General features: G+C 45.2%; 17 protein-coding genes and 2 tRNA genes. 7 read left to right on the top strand and 12 right to left on the bottom strand.

Annotated features, from left to right (window positions below; genetic code table 11):
* Window positions 1-19: 19 nt before the first annotated feature.
* The 7 genes from nusA to ubiT form a co-directional block, all read right to left on the bottom strand.
* On the bottom strand, window positions 20-1,507 hold the full coding sequence (gene nusA, locus QTN95_RS02390) for a transcription termination factor NusA (RefSeq protein ID WP_331416199.1): 1,488 nt from the start codon (window positions 1,505-1,507) through the stop codon (window positions 20-22).
* 24 nt (window positions 1,508-1,531) lie between these two features.
* Window positions 1,532-1,987, bottom strand: a complete 456-nt coding sequence (gene rimP, locus QTN95_RS02385; protein ID WP_269376563.1) for a ribosome maturation factor RimP — start codon at window positions 1,985-1,987, stop codon at window positions 1,532-1,534.
* 206 nt (window positions 1,988-2,193) lie between these two features.
* A tRNA-Met gene (locus tag QTN95_RS02380) sits at window positions 2,194-2,270 on the bottom strand.
* Window positions 2,271-2,326: 56 nt separating this feature from the next.
* Window positions 2,327-2,410, bottom strand: a tRNA-Leu gene (locus QTN95_RS02375).
* 31 nt (window positions 2,411-2,441) lie between these two features.
* Complete coding sequence (gene secG / locus QTN95_RS02370) at window positions 2,442-2,774, bottom strand: preprotein translocase subunit SecG (protein ID WP_138972557.1); 333 nt, start codon at window positions 2,772-2,774, stop codon at window positions 2,442-2,444.
* 226 nt (window positions 2,775-3,000) lie between these two features.
* Complete coding sequence (locus tag QTN95_RS02365) at window positions 3,001-3,504, bottom strand: GNAT family N-acetyltransferase (protein ID WP_331416198.1); 504 nt, start codon at window positions 3,502-3,504, stop codon at window positions 3,001-3,003.
* Window positions 3,488-4,015 carry a ubiquinone anaerobic biosynthesis accessory factor UbiT gene (gene ubiT, locus QTN95_RS02360; RefSeq protein WP_138972559.1) on the bottom strand — a complete coding sequence of 176 codons (528 nt, stop codon included), beginning with the start codon at window positions 4,013-4,015 and terminating at the stop codon, window positions 3,488-3,490. Before ubiT ends, QTN95_RS02365 begins: the two co-directional genes overlap by 17 nt.
* Window positions 4,016-4,213: 198 nt before the next feature.
* Here ubiT and QTN95_RS02355 point away from each other — a divergent pair, with 198 nt between their 5' ends.
* The 3 genes from QTN95_RS02355 to QTN95_RS02345 all read left to right on the top strand — a co-directional run bounded on the left by QTN95_RS02355 (window position 4,214) and on the right by QTN95_RS02345 (window position 8,280).
* Window positions 4,214-6,253, top strand: coding sequence for a sensor domain-containing protein (locus QTN95_RS02355; protein ID WP_331416197.1), 2,040 nt, complete (start codon window positions 4,214-4,216; stop codon window positions 6,251-6,253).
* Window positions 6,254-6,367: 114 nt separating this feature from the next.
* Window positions 6,368-7,381: a ubiquinone anaerobic biosynthesis protein UbiU gene (gene ubiU / locus QTN95_RS02350; protein ID WP_331416196.1), complete on the top strand. Its 1,014-nt coding sequence runs from the start codon at window positions 6,368-6,370 to the stop codon at window positions 7,379-7,381.
* A 20-nt stretch (window positions 7,382-7,401) separates the two neighbouring features.
* Window positions 7,402-8,280, top strand: a complete 879-nt coding sequence (locus QTN95_RS02345; protein ID WP_331416195.1) for a U32 family peptidase — start codon at window positions 7,402-7,404, stop codon at window positions 8,278-8,280.
* Between the two features lie 45 nt (window positions 8,281-8,325).
* On the opposite strand, the gene QTN95_RS02340 is transcribed toward QTN95_RS02345, so the two are convergent.
* The 5 genes from QTN95_RS02340 to rpsO form a co-directional block, all read right to left on the bottom strand.
* On the bottom strand, window positions 8,326-9,663 hold the full coding sequence (locus QTN95_RS02340; RefSeq protein WP_331416194.1) for an MATE family efflux transporter: 1,338 nt from the start codon (window positions 9,661-9,663) through the stop codon (window positions 8,326-8,328).
* A 60-nt stretch (window positions 9,664-9,723) separates the two neighbouring features.
* Window positions 9,724-10,134 carry a MarR family winged helix-turn-helix transcriptional regulator gene (locus QTN95_RS02335; RefSeq protein WP_331416193.1) on the bottom strand — a complete coding sequence of 137 codons (411 nt, stop codon included), beginning with the start codon at window positions 10,132-10,134 and terminating at the stop codon, window positions 9,724-9,726.
* A 108-nt stretch (window positions 10,135-10,242) separates the two neighbouring features.
* Complete coding sequence (gene nlpI / locus QTN95_RS02330) at window positions 10,243-11,154, bottom strand: lipoprotein NlpI (RefSeq protein WP_331416192.1); 912 nt, start codon at window positions 11,152-11,154, stop codon at window positions 10,243-10,245.
* Window positions 11,155-11,274: 120 nt separating this feature from the next.
* Window positions 11,275-13,407, bottom strand: coding sequence for a polyribonucleotide nucleotidyltransferase (gene pnp / locus QTN95_RS02325; RefSeq protein ID WP_331416191.1), 2,133 nt, complete (start codon window positions 13,405-13,407; stop codon window positions 11,275-11,277).
* Between the two features lie 288 nt (window positions 13,408-13,695).
* Window positions 13,696-13,965: a 30S ribosomal protein S15 gene (gene rpsO, locus QTN95_RS02320; RefSeq protein WP_005472830.1), complete on the bottom strand. Its 270-nt coding sequence runs from the start codon at window positions 13,963-13,965 to the stop codon at window positions 13,696-13,698.
* 375 nt (window positions 13,966-14,340) lie between these two features.
* Here rpsO and mtnN point away from each other — a divergent pair, with 375 nt between their 5' ends.
* From mtnN to QTN95_RS02300, 4 genes are all read left to right on the top strand, one after another.
* Window positions 14,341-15,036 carry a 5'-methylthioadenosine/S-adenosylhomocysteine nucleosidase gene (gene mtnN / locus QTN95_RS02315; protein ID WP_331416190.1) on the top strand — a complete coding sequence of 232 codons (696 nt, stop codon included), beginning with the start codon at window positions 14,341-14,343 and terminating at the stop codon, window positions 15,034-15,036.
* A 14-nt stretch (window positions 15,037-15,050) separates the two neighbouring features.
* Window positions 15,051-16,004 carry a cobalamin biosynthesis family protein gene (locus QTN95_RS02310; protein WP_138972567.1) on the top strand — a complete coding sequence of 318 codons (954 nt, stop codon included), beginning with the start codon at window positions 15,051-15,053 and terminating at the stop codon, window positions 16,002-16,004.
* On the top strand, window positions 16,005-16,826 hold the full coding sequence (gene btuF, locus QTN95_RS02305; RefSeq protein ID WP_331416189.1) for a vitamin B12 ABC transporter substrate-binding protein BtuF: 822 nt from the start codon (window positions 16,005-16,007) through the stop codon (window positions 16,824-16,826).
* A 73-nt stretch (window positions 16,827-16,899) separates the two neighbouring features.
* Complete coding sequence (locus QTN95_RS02300; protein ID WP_138972569.1) at window positions 16,900-17,520, top strand: TRIC cation channel family protein; 621 nt, start codon at window positions 16,900-16,902, stop codon at window positions 17,518-17,520.
* Window positions 17,521-17,606 lie beyond the last annotated feature (86 nt).

Genomic DNA, 17,606 nt, shown 5'->3' with positions numbered 1-17,606 from the left:
GCTTTCTCCTTGCTGAAAATTATGCTTCGTCGCCGAACCAACAGATGTTACGAGCTGCCATAATTAGCACACCCGCACGCTCTTCGGTCAGGCCTTCAATACCTTCAAGATCATCGATGCCCTGATCAGCTAGGTCTTCTAGTGTTGATACACCTTTAGCTGCCAGTTTAAATGCCATCTCACGCTCAAGACCTTCAAGGCCTAGTAGGTCTTCTGCTGGCTCAACGCCTTCGAAAGACTCTTCTTGTGCTAGCGCAAGAGTCGTTAGTGCATTCTTAGCACGATTACGTAGTTCTTCGACTAGATCTTCATCTAGACCATCAACTTCAAGTAGTTCGTTAACTGGAACGTAAGCAACTTCTTCTAGAGTTGAGAAGCCTTCTTCAACAAGCAGTTGAGCAAAGTCTTCTTCGATATCTAGGTGCTTCATGAAACTATCAATAGCAGCTTGAGACTCTTCAGCATGTTTCTTGTGAAGATCTTCTACTGTCATTACGTTAAGTTCCCAACCAGTCAGTTGAGATGCAAGACGTACGTTCTGACCGTTACGGCCGATAGCTTGTGCTAGGTTGTCCGCTTCAACTGCGATATCCATAGCATTCGCATCTTCATCTACGATGATAGAAGCAACGTCTGCAGGCGCCATTGCGTTAATTACAAATTGCGCTGGGTTATCGTCCCAAAGAACGATATCGATACGCTCACCACCAAGCTCACCAGAAACGGCTTGTACACGTGCACCACGCATGCCAACACACGCACCCACTGGGTCAATACGTTTGTCGTTTGTTTTCACTGCGATTTTTGCACGAGAACCTGGATCGCGAGCTGCACCTTTAAGCTCAATGATCTCTTCCGCAATTTCAGGAACTTCAACACGGAATAGCTCAGCAAGCATTTCAGGCTTAGAGCGAGTAACAAATAGCTGGAAGCCACGCGCTTCTGGAGCCACTTTGTATAGTAGACCACGCACACGGTCACCTGGGCGTAAGTTTTCACGAGGAAGTTGGTCATCACGTAGGATTACCGCTTCCGCGTTGTTACCTAAGTCAAGAACAACCGTTTCACGGTTTACTTTCTTAACTACGCCAGTAACAAGTTCACCTTCATTGTCGATGAACTGTTCAACGATTTGTGCACGCTCTGCTTCACGTACTTTTTGTACGATAACTTGTTTAGCAGTTTGAGTCGTAATACGGTCAAATGTTACAGACTCAATATCATCTTCAACGTAATCACCTAGTTGAACTTCTGCATCATCGTACTGAGCAGCTTCTAGAGAGATTTCCTTCGTTGGATGTTCAACGTTTTCTACTACTAACCAGCGACGGAAAGTTTCGAACTCGCCCGTTTTACGGTCAATTTGAACACGAACGTCAATTTCGATTTCGTGTTTTTTCTTAGTAGAAGTTGCTAGAGCAATTTCAAGGGCTTCAAAGATACGCTCACGAGGTACCGCTTTCTCATTCGATACCGCTTCTACTACCGCTAAAATTTCTTTACTCATTTTAAATAGCCTCTAAGACTTTAATTAAAATTTAGGGATCAGGTTAGCTTTTGAGATATTGCTTAGTGCAAACTCTTCTTCATTACCATCAACAGTAACAGAGATAGTTTCACCATCCACTGAGTGGATTACACCTTTCCACTTGCGACGGTTGCCTACAGCCATCTTCAAAACGATGCTTACCTCGTGACCAATAAATTGTTCATAGTGTGCAGCTTTGAAAAGTGGTCTTTCTAAACCTGGTGAAGACACTTCAAGGTTGTAAGCCACTGTGATTGGATCTTCAACGTCCATAACCGCACTTACTTGACGGCTAACTTCCGCACAATCTTCGACAGTAATGCCGTTTTCGTGGTCGATAAAAATACGCAACGTTGAATGCTCGCCTGCGCGAATAAATTCTAATCCAACTAACTCATAACCTGATGCAGCTACAGGAGCTTCAAGCATTTCAGTAAGTTGTCTTTCTAAACCAGTCATTTTAACCACTCCAGAAACAAAAAAAGGGCTCACAGCCCAATTTAAATTCCAAGCAAAGCTCTAAATTTCTCTTCAGAAATTTAGATAACAAAAAACCCCGAAAAGTCGGGGTTTTTTGTTGCTGGACCCTGATACGTTAAGCAAAATCATTGTCGCTTAACTCGCAGTATCGCTACTGCGCAAACTTGTCCAAATCCTAACAGGATTGGTTGCGGGGGCCGGATTTGAACCGACGACCTTCGGGTTATGAGCCCGACGAGCTACCAAGCTGCTCCACCCCGCGTCCGACTTGTCGAGCATTATACGCTCTCCAAGGTGTTTTACAAGTTTGTAAATCAATGGTGCCGAGAGAGGGACTCGAACCCTCACACCTAAGGCACTAGCACCTCATGCTAGCGTGTCTACCAATTTCACCATCTCGGCAGCTAATTCTATTTCTCAGCTAGAAAATAGCTTATTGAGGAATTTCACTACCTTGAGGGGCAGGAATTTCACTCGCATCGTCAGCTTGCTGGATAACTTGACCTTGTGTTGGGTCAACCCACTGAGATTCAGTTTTGTGTGTAGACATATTGCCTAGCACCAAGCTGAGGACGAAAAATACTGTTGCAAAAATTGCAGTCATTCGGGTTAGGAAATTACCTGAGCCGCTTGCGCCAAACACTGTGTTTGATGCGCCTGCACCGAATGAGGCTCCCATATCTGCGCCTTTACCTTGTTGAATCAACACTAGGCCGATTACACCAACCGCTGCCAACAGGTAAATCACAAGTAGAACTGTAAACATTGTTTCCACCTATGTTCCAAATTGTTGAGCCAGCGCCGCTCGAAAACATTACTTTTCAATAGGTTTTTGAACAAGGCTAGCGACCTCCTTATCGAAGGCCGAGCAATACTAGCGAAACACGCTATTGCTGACAAGTAGATTTTTGCAAAAAATTAGCTACTGGCCGCCAAGCGGTCAAAAAAAGGACAAAACGATAATTTTTCATCCTTTTCTGCCGCGAACAAAGCTAAAGTTCTGAAAATTCTCTGCTGTATTCGATCAAACCTGTGCGCTGATTTAGCTCTCCTTCCACTAAACCTAGCACCTGAAATGCACCTTGAGGGACATCCCACTGACAACGCATATTATGCTTTTCACTTGCTTCAAAGCCAAATCGAGCATAATAAGCAGGATCACCAAGTACCACGCAAGCTGGGTAGTCAAACTCCAGTAAAGAAGCTAATCCTTCTTTAACGAGATCGGCGGCAATTCCCTTGTTTCGGTAATCGTGACGAACAGCTAGTGGCGCTAATCCCTGCCAGTTTAGGTCTTCACCGTCTAATGTGACCGGACTAAACAGTACATAACCCACGACTTCACCTTCATCGTTGCAAGCAACAAGCGACAATGTACGGCGACCATTTTCTCTTAGTGTCATCACTAAGTTCGCTTCTGCTTCAGTGTCGAAGGCTCCTTTTAGAAGTCTATCGACCGCCAGAATATCTGCTGGTGCTTCAGTTCGAATAAGCATTTACAACCTCTTTGTGTGTTGAAGGCGATTGTAAGCCTTTTTGCACAAATTCGGCTAGCTGATTTAACAAGGTCTGAACAGCTTTCGGCAATGAATCAAGATCGACACTGTCCATCAAGTTTTTGACTTCCAAACCCAATTCCGTATCACCTTCTATGGTTAGGCGACGTTGGAAAAACAGGGTATCAGGATCTTCTTTGCGTCCGGCAATCAAAACTAAGTCATTCAGATTCCCTCCAAACAACACATCTTCCTTCACACTTTTATCACCAACGACAAGCTGTTCGTCTTGATAGCTAATCAGCCAACTCAGCTGCATATCTTTTACTTCAACTTTTAACCACTTATCTTCAAGGAATTCGAAATCCCCATCTTCAAGAGCCTCTTTAAACACCGTTTTTAGCCCTTCAAGCAAGGCTTTTTTTTGTACAGATTGAGGCAATAAGTGGACTGGAGATCGCAAAATTGATGCAGCGTTTTGAACTAGTTGAGTGCGAATCTTGTTAATCACGCGAATTATCCGTTACTTTGTGGGTTGGAATTGCTCATCATAAAGTATGTTTAACTAACGATTCCTGTTATTTGTCAAAGAATCTGCGTGATGCCTGAAATTCTTTAAACTACAGGCAATGACAGTTATAGTTATTACATCATTCATATTCACAACCGATGTGAATCACAAGCTCTGTTGGAGAGTTGGAAAAACTTGATGCTATCGCAACAATTACAGCACTGGTTTAAAGAAATAACGGCTAACAGCCCGTTTTTTTTCGCTATCTTAGATAACCAGCATAATTATGCCGTGGTTAACGGGCGCTATTGTGATATCGCAGGTCTTACTCCTCCTGAACTGGTTGGTATGAGTGACAGCCAGATCATGGGGCAACAGTTTTATAATCATCTAAAGCCTTACTATGATCGCGCTTTTAAAGGCGAATCGATCGAAGCTGAAATGACGATGGGTGATCTCGACTTAGAGACCAGCCTGCATTTCAATATCTCGCCACTGAATACCGATGGTAAGATCGAGCACATCATCTTTCATGCTCTCGACACCTCTGAAAAACAGATCCTCATTCGCTCTTTGGAAGAGTCAGAAGGTAAGTTTTCGACTTTGACCTCTCTCGTTCCTGAGGGAATCATGTTAGTGGAAGACGATTGCATCATTTCAGCAAATCCTGCTGCGTTAAGATTACTTGGTTTTGAGTCGGTACAAGATCTACTCGGAGAAAACCTTTCACGGCTATTTGTCGATGAAAAAACAAAAACGGTTTTTTCTAGCTCATTAGTCAACTCGCTCGGTGAAGCACCATTAACGTGTCTGACTGGTCCTCGCTGTGGATTTGAACGCAAAGTCCAGCTGTTGGCTGACGCGACAATGATTCTCGGTAGTGATTCTCAACTGGTTTTGATCCAAGATGCAGATTCGACACCTAAGAAGCTCTCTCCAACACAGTATGAAGATGCGCATGTTGACTCACTCACTGGCTTGTATAACCGTTTCGGATTCACCAAACGTTTAGAGCAACTGATCCACAACGATACACCGTTGATCATGCTCTATCTTGATATCGATAACTTCAAAAATATCAACGACTCACTTGGCCACCACATTGGGGACAAAGTGATCAAGGAAGTCTCTTCTCGTCTTAAGCGCCTTTTACCTCCACATGCGGTTTTAGGGCATTTAGGAGGAGATGAGTTCGGCATCATACTGCCTGAACCTGATAATAATCGCATGGCAGAAATGCTGTCAGAACGCATTATCTCTCTCGTGAATCAACCGTTTGATCTACACCACTTCAGCAAGCGACTTGCGTGCTCTATTGGTAGTGTTGCCTACCCTGGCGATGGCAACGATGCTCGTATCTTGCTACAAAACGCTGACACAGCAATGTATGAGGCCAAGGATCGTGGTCGTAACCGACTGATCAAATTTAATGATCAGATGAACAAAGAAGCTCGTATGCGCTTATGGCTGGAAATCGAATTACAGAAAGCGCTGCAACAAAATGGACTTGAGGTGTGGTATCAACCAAAAGTCAATGCGCGAGACTTCAGTATCAATGGCGCAGAAGCACTGATTCGTTGGAAACATCCCGTAGAAGGCTATATTAGCCCTGGTGCATTTATTCCTGTTGCGGAACGAGCTGGCTTGATCGAGCATTTAGGCCGAGTGGTCATGCGCGAGGTCTTTGCCACAGTCAAACGCTGGAAGCTGCAAGGTATTTTACCGGGTCGAGTGGCGATCAACCTCTCCCCTGAACAATTTGGCAACCCTAAGTTAATCGACTACATGGAGAAGTTGCTGCGCACAACAGAATTAGATCCAAGCTGTATTACTTTTGAGCTGACAGAAAGTGCGGTGATGAGTGATAGTGAGCACACTCTTCAAATGTTGAATGCGATTAAGCGACTAGGTTTTGCTCTATCAATCGATGACTTCGGAACGGGCTATTCATCGCTCTCCTACTTAGCGAGATTTCCAATCGATGAACTCAAAATTGACCGAGCATTTATCTCTGATATTGATACGCTGCCTAAACAAATCACAGTCATAGAAAATATCATCAATCTAGGCAAATCACTCAATTTGACTGTCGTCGCCGAAGGTGTAGAGACACAGCAACAAGCGACTCTGCTGTCTAATCTAAACTGTAACTCAATTCAAGGCTTCCACTTCCATCGCCCTCAGCCAAGACAAGAGGTTGAAGAGCTATTTGCACAAAATCGTCGCCACAAAAACTAACCCTAAGTAATTATTTCACTTAGAAACTCACTCAAACCTGCCTTATATCAAATTTGCCATTCATAATTCTTCATAAAATGCTCAACAATTTTATGAGACAGTCTGGTAAGAGCAATGGAACTCCTATGCCCTGCAGGTAACTTGCCTGCACTAAAAACTGCAATTGATTGTGGCGCTGATGCGGTTTACATCGGTTTTAAAGATGATACCAATGCCCGTCACTTTGCGGGTTTAAACTTTACAGGTAAGAAACTGGAAAAAGCCGTTCAGTACGTTCATGACCATAAGAAGAAGATTCATGTCGCTCTCAACACTTTCGCTCATCCAGACGGATTTAGCCGTTGGACCGATGCGGTCGACCGTGCAGCGGATAATGGCGTAGATGCTCTGATTGTGGCAGATATCGCGGTACTTGATTACGCATCGCAAAAGTACCCTGACTTAGAACTTCACTTATCAGTACAGGCCTCGGCAACAAACGTCGCGGCTATCGATTTCTACAAGAACAACTTTAACGTCAAGCGCGTTGTTCTGCCTCGTGTTCTTTCGATTCATCAGGTGAAACAGCTATCACGTAATATCACCAGCGATGTCGAACTTGAAGTGTTTGCGTTTGGCAGCCTATGCATCATGTCTGAAGGACGCTGCTATCTCTCCTCATACATGACTGGAGAATCACCAAACACAGTGGGGGCATGCTCGCCTGCCAAATATGTTCGTTGGCAAGAAACCGAGAAAGGGCTTGAGTCTCGCCTCAACAACATTCTTATTGACCGTTACAGCGAAGGTGAAAATGCAGGTTATCCGACCTTATGTAAAGGCCGTTTCACCGCCGATCTAGAAGAGCAAACCAAGGCTTATCATGCTTTGGAAGAGCCAACCAGTTTGAACACCCTCTCTATGCTCCCTGAGCTGTTTGCCGCGAACGTAGCCTCGGTAAAAATCGAAGGACGCCAACGCAGCCCTGCCTACGTGGAGCAGGTAACACGTACTTGGCGAGCCGCTATTGATCGCTATCTCGCAAACCCTGAAGGCTACCAAGTCGAAGCGGCTTGGGATGCGACTCTAGCAAACGTGTCAGAAGGTAAGCAAACAACACTCGGTGCATACCACCGCAAGTGGCAGTAGAGGTCAATATGGAAAAAAACATGAAATACGCGCTTGGCCCACTACTCTATTTCTGGCCAAAGCAGGATGTCGAAGCTTTTTATAATCAGGCTAAAAGCAGTTCAGCAGATATCATTTATTTGGGTGAAAGTGTTTGCTCTAAACGACGTGAAATGAAACCAAATCATTGGTTTGATATTGCCAAAGAGCTTAGTTCTGCTGGCAAACAAGTTGTCCTTTCGACCATGGCTCTTCTCGAAGCGCCGAGCGAAGTCAACATCATGAAGAAGTACATCGATAATGGTAACTTCGCGATTGAAGCCAATGACGTTTCTGCAATCCAGCTAGCCTCTGAGCGTAAGGTACCGTTTGTGGTTGGCCCTGCGGTCAATACTTACAATGCCCACACGCTCAACCTGTTTCTTAAACAGGGCATGATCCGTTGGTGCATGCCTGTCGAGCTGTCTCGTGATTGGCTGAGCAAAGTATTAACCCAATGTGATGAGATTGGTATTAAGGATAAGTTCGAGGTCGAAGTCTTCAGTCATGGCTACCTACCTTTGGCTTACTCAGCTCGATGCTTTACCGCAAGAGCAGAGAATCGTGCCAAAGACGATTGTGAGACCTGCTGTATTAAATACCCAACAGGCATTCAAGTAAGCAGCCAAGAAGGCCAGCAAGTGTTCAACCTGAACGGCATCCAGACTCAATCAGGCTATTGCTATAACCTGATCAACGATCTGCCAAGTATGCAAGGATTGGTCGATGTCGTACGCCTGAGTCCACTTGGCCTCGATACCTTCTCGCAAGTTGAAAAATTCCGCGCGAACGAGAGTGGTCAAAGCCCAGATCAAATCGATAACCGTCAGTGCAACGGTTACTGGCATCAACTGGCCGGTCTCGAAGTGAAGAACGTCTAGTTAAATTTATGACACATGTTAAAGGGCTCAAATGAGCCCTTTTCTCTATGCGGTGACCTGTTCGGTCGATGTCACTTTTAAGCGCTTGATATCTTTCCACAGCATCGTCATCACCACCAAGCTGAGTGCAATGTTAGACAATGGATACGCAATCCAGATACCCGGCACACCAAACAACTTAGGCATCAAGTACAAGAAAGGCAATTGCACCAACATATTGCCAACAGTGACAAACAGCGCTTTACTCCCCTTGTTGATCGCTTGGTAGTAAGCACCAGCAACCACTAAGAAGCCGTCGAGTGCCATAGAAAACATGTGCAGACGAATTCCCATCACCGTATGTTCCATCAACTGTGCGTCATCCTTGTTAAAGACAGAGACAAATTGAGTTGGGAATAGATTGAGTAATACCACAAATACACTACCCACTATCACCGCTGAATACATCGCAACTTTTAGAAGTTTACGGATGTTTTGTTGGTTTCTCGCCCCATGATTGTAGCTGACCAAAGGCTGCATACCGTTTGCAATACCTTCTGCTGTGAGATAGTAGACGGTGACGATATAACCTAGTATGGCGTAAGCGCCAATCATCAACTGATCGCCATATTGAGAAAATAGTGCGTTGTGCAGTGCAACCATCATAGAACCATAGGCATACATAAAGAAACTGGATGCGCCAATCGCAAAGATGTTGGGGATGATAGCCAGCTTTAAACGCAAATCAGCCCACTTCAAACGCAATCTCGCATGAGATGAAAAAAAGTAAGCCAAACCCGATACGGTGACCACACCTTGTGCAATAGCGGTAGCTATCGCGGCACCGGTTAACTCCCAGCCCAACACAGCAATTAAGAGGTAATCTAAGGCGATGTTAACGAATGCACCAATGACCATAAGCATGGTCGCAATATTTGGGCTTTCATCATTACGCAGCAAAAAAGGCATCGCAATCGAGCCCAAAGTAAAAATACAGGCCCCAATCAAGATATGTAAATATTGTAACCCCAGCTCAAATACTCGGCCTTCAGCTCCCTGCCAACGAAGAAAATCATCTGCGAACAGATAAAGAACAACCGAGACCACAGGCACCAAAGCGATAAGTAGCAGTAATCCCGTCGCGAGGATCTGTTTTGCACCTTGGTTGTCTTTTTTTCCTTGTTGTATTGAAACGAGTGCTCCGGTTCCGACACCAACCAGCATACCTAGCCCAAGAATCGAACCAATCATAGGCCAAGCGACGTTAATGCCCGCTAAGCCATCAGCACCAACATAGCGACCAATGAAGACGCCATCAACGACTTGATATAGACCATTGACCAGCATTGCTGCCACGGTAGGTATCGTGTATTTCCAAAACTGTTTATAAATGGATGTTTGCATTTTCTCACCACTAGTTAGCATAGCTAACTAAATAGATAAATTTTTCTGACTTCGAGTTAATTATTTAAGTGCTTTTTCTAACAAGCTAATCAAATGGCTGTTTTCAACCTCAGTCAGTTTGTTGCCAATAGACTCCGCGATCCTGCGGTAAACCACTTGTTCAAGCGAAAGGTCTTTAATGACCTGCTCCGTTAGAATCACTCGCTTAGCGCGTCCATCTTCATTACATGAGATCCGTGAAACTAAGCCTTTATTCTGCAATCGTGCCACCATATTTGAGGCGGAAGGCTTACTCACTTTCATCTCTTGAGCTAAATCGGTGATGCGAATCCCCTGAGCGTGTTCTTGTATCACTCGAAGATAATCGTATTCATTGAAACTCAGGTTTGATAACGCATCTTCTTTGGCATGAACTCGCCACGCTTTGGAACAGAATCGTTCCAGTTCCATTAAGCTATTTTCTAGAGTCATTGTCTGCACATTTAGTTAGCAAGGCTAACTATTTTAGTCTTCATTTTTCCATCTGGCAATAAAAAGCCGCTGCAAAGCAGCGGCTATCCGAACTCATATCATCAATGTTTATTCTATCTCAAGCGCTTTGGCTTTATTCTTGGCAAGATGTTCAGCTTTAACTTGATTGTAGATTCGGCTAAGTTCCAAGAACGAATAACGATGTTCTACATACTCAAAGACGTTGAACGAAATCGCCAGTTTGTATAACGATATGGCGCTCGCAAAGTCACCTTCAGCTTGATAGCGCTTACCCAAGTAGAAGTAAGCCTCTGTTAGACGCTGAGCCAAAACAGTATTGTCTCGGGTTCCGGCTAAAATGGCTTTAAAGGCCAGATCTTCAGACACTTCTCCAAGCGTAATGGCAACCAGTACCCACCCCCATTGCTCATCACGAGTCTGGTAGACTTTGAGTAGCTCTTCACGAGCAACATCCGGTTGCTTTTCCTGCTTAATGATATAGCGCCACAAAGCACGAAATGGATCGCCAGGGTCCTCATCATAATGCTTTTGCATATCTTCTAAAGCAAGGTCAATCCGATCACCATAGTAAAGCGCAATGGCACGGTTGCGTGCGGCATAAGAATTATCCGGAGCTAACTCTAAGGTAGAATCAAAAGCATCGTACGCAGCATCAAACTCGCCCACCTGGGTAAAATAAACGCCAAGTAAATTAAACAGATCTGGCTGGGCAGGATTAAGAGCAAGTGACTGATTGTAATCTAAACGAGCGAGATCTCTCAGACCAACACTACCATAGTAGTTACCGCGTTCATAAAGCATTTTGGCTCGAACATCATTCGAAAGATCGGGTCTTTGTAAGAGTTGAGATAAACGCGCAATCTGAACTTCTTGCTGCACACTGGCTTGCAAAGGAACCGCCATTGGTGGATATAGCCACTGAGCGTTGTTGCTTGAGGTCGATGCACAGCCTGCCGTAGCTATAGCGAGACTAAGCGTAGCGGTTTGAAACCATTTCACAGATCGATACTCCTGTTACTGAGTTTGCACTCAGAGTAATCCGCAATAAAAAAGGGAGCGTAATGCTCCCTTTATAACATGCTTTTAGCGTAATAAGCTAATTAGCCTATCAAGCTCGCATTATGCGTCTGTAGCAGGTTTTTCTTCAGCAACGACTTCCTCAGTCTGTTCTACCGCTTCTTTCATGCTTAGACGAACGCGGCCCTGACGGTCGATTTCAAGAACTTTAACTTGAACTTCTTGACCTTCAGCAAGGTAGTCAGACACTTTTTCTACACGCTTGTCTGCGATTTGAGAAATGTGTACAAGACCATCTTTACCAGGAAGAATCGTAACGAACGCACCAAAGTCAGCTAGACGTGCAACTTTACCTGTGTAGATACGGCCTACTTCAACTTCAGCAGTGATCTCTTCGATACGGCGAATCGCTTCTTTTGCTGCTGCGCCTTCAGTTGCAGCAATCTTGATTGTACCGTCATCTTCGATTTCGATAGTTGTACCCGTCTCTTCTGTTAGAGCACGGATAACTGCACCACCTTTACCGATAACGTCTTTGATCTTCTCTGCGCTGATCTTCATTGTGTGAATACGCGGAGCGAACTCAGAGATATCTTCACGAGCACCAGAAATCGCTTCATCCATTACAGATAGGATGTGCTTACGTGCACCTTGCGCTTGGTTAAGAGCAATTTGCATGATCTCTTTAGTGATACCTTCGATCTTGATATCCATCTGAAGTGCAGTGATACCTTCGTTAGTACCTGCTACTTTAAAGTCCATGTCACCTAGGTGGTCTTCGTCACCAAGGATGTCAGAAAGAACAACGAAATCATCGCCTTCTTTCACTAGACCCATCGCGATACCCGCAACAGAGGCTTTGATTGGTACACCAGCATCCATAAGAGCTAGAGACGTACCACATACAGAAGCCATTGAAGATGAACCGTTAGATTCAGTGATTTCCGATACAACACGTACTGTGTATGGGAACTCATCGATAGATGGCATTACAGCTGCAATACCACGCTTAGCCAGTTTACCGTGGCCAATCTCACGACGCTTAGGAGAACCTACAAAACCCGTTTCGCCAACACAGTATGGAGGAAAGTTGTAGTGTAGTAGGAAGTGATCTTTACGCTCACCAGTTAACTCATCGATGATTTGAGCATCGCGCTGAGTACCTAGAGTCGCAGTTACTAGTGCCTGAGTCTCACCACGAGTGAATAGTGAAGAACCGTGAGTACGTGGAAGAACGCCAGTACGAACGTCTAGAGCACGAACCATGTCTTTCTCACGACCGTCGATACGTGGGTTACCAGCAATGATGCTGCGACGTACAACTGTCTTCTCTAGATCGTGGAAGATAGTGTGGATTTCTTTGGTGTTTGCTTCGGGATCTTCAGCAAGTAGCACTTCATTAACTTCTGCCGCGATCTCGTGGATACGACCGTAACGAGCCATCTTCTCAGTGATTTGGTACGCTTCAACAAGCTTAGCTTCTGCGAGTTCTGCAATCTTAGCTACAAGTGTTGTGTTCTCTTCTGGAGCAACCCAATCCCAAGCTGGAGTAGCAACTTCTGATGCGAACTCGTTGATTGCGTTGATAACAGCTTGCTGTTGATCGTGGCCGTAAACAACTGCTGCAAGCATCTCTTCTTCAGTTAGGTTGTCAGCTTCTGATTCAACCATTAGAACTGCAGATTCCGTACCCGCAACAACAAGGTCAAGCTTAGATGTTTCTAGCTCAGTGTTGCTTGGGTTTAGTACTAGTTGACCGTCAATGTGACCAACACGTGCAGCACCAATAGGACCGTTGAATGGGATACCAGAGATAGCTAGCGCTGCTGAAGTACCGATCATAGTTACGATATCAGGTTGAACGTCTGGGTTTACAGACATAACCGTAGCGATTACTTGAACTTCGTTTTTAAACGCATCTGGGAATAGAGGGCGAATTGGACGGTCGATTAGACGAGCAGTCAGAGTTTCACCTTCAGATGGGCGACCTTCACGCTTGAAGAAACCACCAGGGATTTTACCTGCAGCGTAAGTACGCTCTTGGTAGTTAACTGTTAGAGGGAAGAAGTCTTGACCTTCAACTGCCTCTTTTTTACCAACAACAGAAACAAATACTGCTGTATCATCCATAGTTACCATAACGGCAGCTGTAGCTTGACGAGCGATAACGCCAGTTTCTAGAGTAACTGTGTGGTTACCGTACTGGAACGTTTTAACAACTGGTTTTTCGAACATTGTTATTCCTTTCTCTAAGCACGTGCTTAGATTGAGTTAATTAAATTACTCAAGGCATTACGAATCGCGACTAGTAAAAGAATACTGCGGGGCAATAGCCTTTTAATAGTCGCGACCTTTTGGCCGACATCGGTGACTGTAATGCAAAAAGTATTGTGGAGATAAAACCACTAAGGTGGTTATAGCCGGACGTAGTATAAACTACTTAGCAGAGGTTTTGCACAATTTAGGCCACAAAAAAGGGGCGTATAGCCCCTTTTTCGACAAACTGTTCTATGCAGCCGCTGATTAGCGACGTAGGCCTAGACGCTTGATTAGATCTTGGTAACGAGAAAGGTTTTTGCCTTTCAAGTAGTCAAGAAGCTTACGACGGCGAGAAACCATACGTAGAAGACCACGACGGCTGTGGTGATCGCCTTTGTGCGCTTTGAAGTGACCTTGTAGGTGGTTGATAGAAGCTGTAAGTAGAGCTACTTGAACTTCTGGTGAACCTGTATCGCCTTCAGTTTGAGCGTATTCTGCAACGATTGCTGCTTTAGTTTCTGCATTCAGAGACATAATTCTCTCCTAATAAGAGTAAGTTTAAATTTGTAGCAGCCAATCTCTGATTCAGCCGCTACGCGAAGCGCGGATTATATGAGATGTATATGGGTTAAGCAATAGGTAATTGATCGAGAACATGATGTCTTATTAAGGAGTAGTTCTGTCAACACCTTTAACACTATAGGTTTTATCAACTTACTGCCCGCCCCCACCTCCAACAGGGCAAAGCCCGTCCTAAATTCTCGAAGGACGAAGTCCGGTCTCGATTCTCGGAGCGAAGCGTTCTCGCCCTCTCTAAACTCTCGAAGGGCGAAGCCCGTTCCCATCTAGCCCTTTTCTGTTACACTTAGCTCCATTCAATTAGACCCATGTCAATTAACAGGATTCATTATGAAAATCGGCATCATCGGTGCAATGGAACAAGAAGTTTCGATCCTTAAACAAGCAATTGAAAACCGCCAAGAAGTAAACAAAGCAGGTTGCACTTACTTCTCTGGGCAAATCAATGGTGTAGATGTCGTTTTACTTCAATCCGGCATTGGCAAAGTGTCAGCAGCGGTTGGCACCACAATTTTACTGGACGAGTACCAACCTGACGTGATCATTAACACTGGCTCTGCGGGTGGTTTTGATTCTAGCCTCAACGTTGGTGATGTTGTGATTTCAACTGAAGTTCGCCACCACGATGCCGATGTGACGGCATTTGGCTACGAAATGGGGCAAATGGCACAACAACCAGCGGCATTCATTGCAGATGAAAAACTGATGGATGTAGCAGAGAAAGCGCTATCACAAATGGAAGATAAGCACGCAGTTCGCGGCCTAATATGTACTGGTGACGCTTTTGTATGTAGTGCGGAACGTCAGGCATTTATCCGCAAACACTTCCCATCGGTTGTCGCGGTAGAAATGGAAGCCGCAGCGATCGCTCAAACTTGTCACCAGTTCAAAGTTCCTTTCGTTGTAGTGCGCGCAATCTCTGATGTGGCTGACAAAGAAGCAGGTATGAGCTTTGATGAGTTTCTTCCGCTAGCCGCTCAAAGCTCATCTGAAATGGTTATCAAGATGGTTGAACTTCTAAAGTAACTTAAAGAGACATCATGGAAGATCTGTTTCAGCAACTCTACTCAAATGGTGCGCTCCTCGTGTTGTGGGGCGCTTTATTATGCCATCTGATATTGCCCTTTCCCCGCGAAGCTCATCCAGCCATTTTGTGGCATAAATTCGCCGAGCAATTGGCCGATAAAGTCAACGTAAACAACAGCTACCAGCAAAGTATCATTTCAGGCAGCTTAGCTTGGCTACTGATGATTCTGCCTATGCTAGCCGTTTTAATCGCGTTAAAGCCATTGGTTTGGCAGCCGCAACTTTTTGAGCTGGCCTTTCTCCTTCTTGCCATTGATTGGCGCAATACAGATAAATTTACCGCTCAATTCGTTGCCGCTCTCGCCCGAGAGGACAAAGAGCAAGCAAAGATGCTAATTAAGCCGCTGATAAATCGCTCCACCGATCCTTTATCGCTACTCGGACTTGGCAAAGCCGGCTCTGAAACCTTGATTATGTCTTACGGGCGTAATGTCGTTGGAGTACTGTTTTGGTATGCCATTGCCGGCGGTATTGGGGCTTTTGGCTATCGAATGTCGGTAGAACTGGCTCGTGCTTGGTCCCCTTCAAGACAAAAGTTCTCGCCGTTTGGATTGACTGCTGTGCGTGCTGTCGCCGTCCTCGATTTTATCCCTTTGCGCCTGTTTGCGCTCATGATCGCCGTCGGTCACCGAGCAAAAGCCTCTGTCCAACTCATTCAACAGCAAGCAAGTTCTTGGCCTCTTCCTGGACCGGCTTGGCTGATCGTCGCTGTGGGCGGTAAGTTGGAGCTATCTTTGGGTGGCCCTGCCATCTACGACGGTAAAAAATCCGTACGCGCTAAGCTCGGCGGTCGTATTGCACCATCTGCAATACATGTGGCTCAAGTTCAGAAGATGTTGGCTTGGCGCATGTTCATTTGGATCATTATTCAAAGCCTGCTTATGGGCCTATTCTATCAAGGTATTTAGATGCGCCTTATCGTTGCCAGTTTGGCTGCACTGGTTATTCCCAGCCTTTTCGCAGCCCCCGTAGAGCGAATCATTAGTTTAGCGCCACATGCGACAGAGATTGCTTTCGCTGCGGGACTGGGTGACAAGCTTGTTGCGGTCAGTGAGCGTAGCGACTATCCAGAACAGGCAAAAACGCTGGAAAAAGTGTCCAATTATCAGGGCATAAAAATCGAGCGAATCATTGCACTTCAACCAGACCTAGTCATCGCTTGGCCCGCAGGTAACCCAAACGGTGAGCTGGAGAAGCTAAAGCAGTTTGGCATCAATATTTATTACTCACAAACCTCATCTCTTAGCGATATCGCTAATAATCTCGAACAGTTAAGTGAATACTCAGACGATCCCAATATAGGCAAACGAGCCGCAGCCGACTTTAGACAACAATTAGAAAAGCTTAAAAACGAGTACCACACAGAAACACCTGTTCGCTACTTCTATCAATTAAGCGCCCAACCCATCATCACCCTCGCCCAAGAGAAATGGCCAAGTGAAGTATTTACATTCTGCGGGGGCGTCAACGTCTTCGCCGACAGTGTCGCGCCTTATCCTCAAGTTGGGCTGGAACAAGTTATCATCAGTAACCCAGATGTCATCTTCTCTTCTGAACATGCTATTGCCGATGGCAATATGTGGCACAAATGGGCACACCAACTTGATGCTGTTCAAAATAAACATGTCTGGTCTTTAAACTCAGACTGGCTAAACCGACCGACGCCGAGAACATTCTTAGCGGTCAAACAAGTTTGCGAGTATTTTGATAACGTTAGGCGAAAACACTAACGGTCAATGGTGATATCTCGTACAATCCAGTCTCACTTTTATTCGCAACTTTTTAGTAAGAGATTTTAGTAACATGGACTCCATGCTGCTTTATTTGATCGACTTGTTCGGTACAGCTATTTTTGCTATTTCAGGCGTTCTACTTGCAGGCCGCTTAAAGATGGATCCATTTGGTGTCACCGTTTTGGGCAGTGTCACTGCTATCGGTGGCGGTACGATTCGTGATATGGCTCTTGGAGCAACCCCGGTATTCTGGATCACTGACACCAACTACTTATGGACTATCCTAATTACCTGTTTGATCACTATGCTCATCGTTCGACGACCTAAACGCCTAGCGTGGTGGGTTTTACCAGTGTGTGATGCGATTGGATTAGCCGTCTTTGTCGGTATTGGTGTAGACAAAGCGATGCATTATCAAGATTCAGCGTTGGTCGCTATCATCATGGGTGTAATAACGGGTTGTGGCGGCGGCATCATTCGCGATGTATTAGCGCGTGAAGTCCCAATGGTACTACGAAGTGAAGTCTATGCGACTGCGTGTTTGATTGGTGGGGTATTCCATACCACAGCCTTAGCGATTGGCTATGATAACGATACAGCTTTCCTCGCAGGTGTAGCTTCTACACTGATTATTCGCTTAGGCGCTATTCGCTGGCACCTTTCGTTACCGACATTTGCTTTGAACAAATAAGAGAAACGAGAAACGAGAAACGAGAAACGAGAAACGAGAAACGAGAAACGAGAAAATTTTGAAGGGTTGACACACAGTGTCAACCC

It is taken from the genome of Vibrio sp. M260112 (genome assembly GCF_036533775.1).
Taxonomy (GTDB): Bacteria; Pseudomonadota; Gammaproteobacteria; order Enterobacterales; family Vibrionaceae; genus Vibrio.
The sequence above is the reverse complement of the archived record's forward strand: the minus strand, read 5'-3'. Positions and strand labels throughout refer to the sequence as shown.

Coding starts and splice junctions, on each gene's coding strand:
- nusA (WP_331416199.1), bottom strand. CDS start 1,507: ATGAGTAAAGAAATTTTAGCGGTAGTAGAAGCGGTATCGAATGAGAAA.
- rimP (WP_269376563.1), bottom strand. CDS start 1,987: ATGACTGGTTTAGAAAGACAACTTACTGAAATGCTTGAAGCTCCTGTA.
- secG (WP_138972557.1), bottom strand. CDS start 2,774: ATGTTTACAGTTCTACTTGTGATTTACCTGTTGGCAGCGGTTGGTGTA.
- QTN95_RS02365 (WP_331416198.1), bottom strand. CDS start 3,504: ATGCTTATTCGAACTGAAGCACCAGCAGATATTCTGGCGGTCGATAGA.
- QTN95_RS02355 (WP_331416197.1), top strand. CDS start 4,214: ATGCTATCGCAACAATTACAGCACTGGTTTAAAGAAATAACGGCTAAC.
- ubiU (WP_331416196.1), top strand. CDS start 6,368: ATGGAACTCCTATGCCCTGCAGGTAACTTGCCTGCACTAAAAACTGCA.
- QTN95_RS02345 (WP_331416195.1), top strand. CDS start 7,402: ATGAAATACGCGCTTGGCCCACTACTCTATTTCTGGCCAAAGCAGGAT.
- QTN95_RS02340 (WP_331416194.1), bottom strand. CDS start 9,663: ATGCAAACATCCATTTATAAACAGTTTTGGAAATACACGATACCTACC.
- QTN95_RS02335 (WP_331416193.1), bottom strand. CDS start 10,134: ATGACTCTAGAAAATAGCTTAATGGAACTGGAACGATTCTGTTCCAAA.
- pnp (WP_331416191.1), bottom strand. CDS start 13,407: ATGTTCGAAAAACCAGTTGTTAAAACGTTCCAGTACGGTAACCACACA.
- rpsO (WP_005472830.1), bottom strand. CDS start 13,965: ATGTCTCTGAATGCAGAAACTAAAGCAGCAATCGTTGCAGAATACGCT.
- mtnN (WP_331416190.1), top strand. CDS start 14,341: ATGAAAATCGGCATCATCGGTGCAATGGAACAAGAAGTTTCGATCCTT.
- QTN95_RS02310 (WP_138972567.1), top strand. CDS start 15,051: ATGGAAGATCTGTTTCAGCAACTCTACTCAAATGGTGCGCTCCTCGTG.
- btuF (WP_331416189.1), top strand. CDS start 16,005: ATGCGCCTTATCGTTGCCAGTTTGGCTGCACTGGTTATTCCCAGCCTT.
- QTN95_RS02300 (WP_138972569.1), top strand. CDS start 16,900: ATGGACTCCATGCTGCTTTATTTGATCGACTTGTTCGGTACAGCTATT.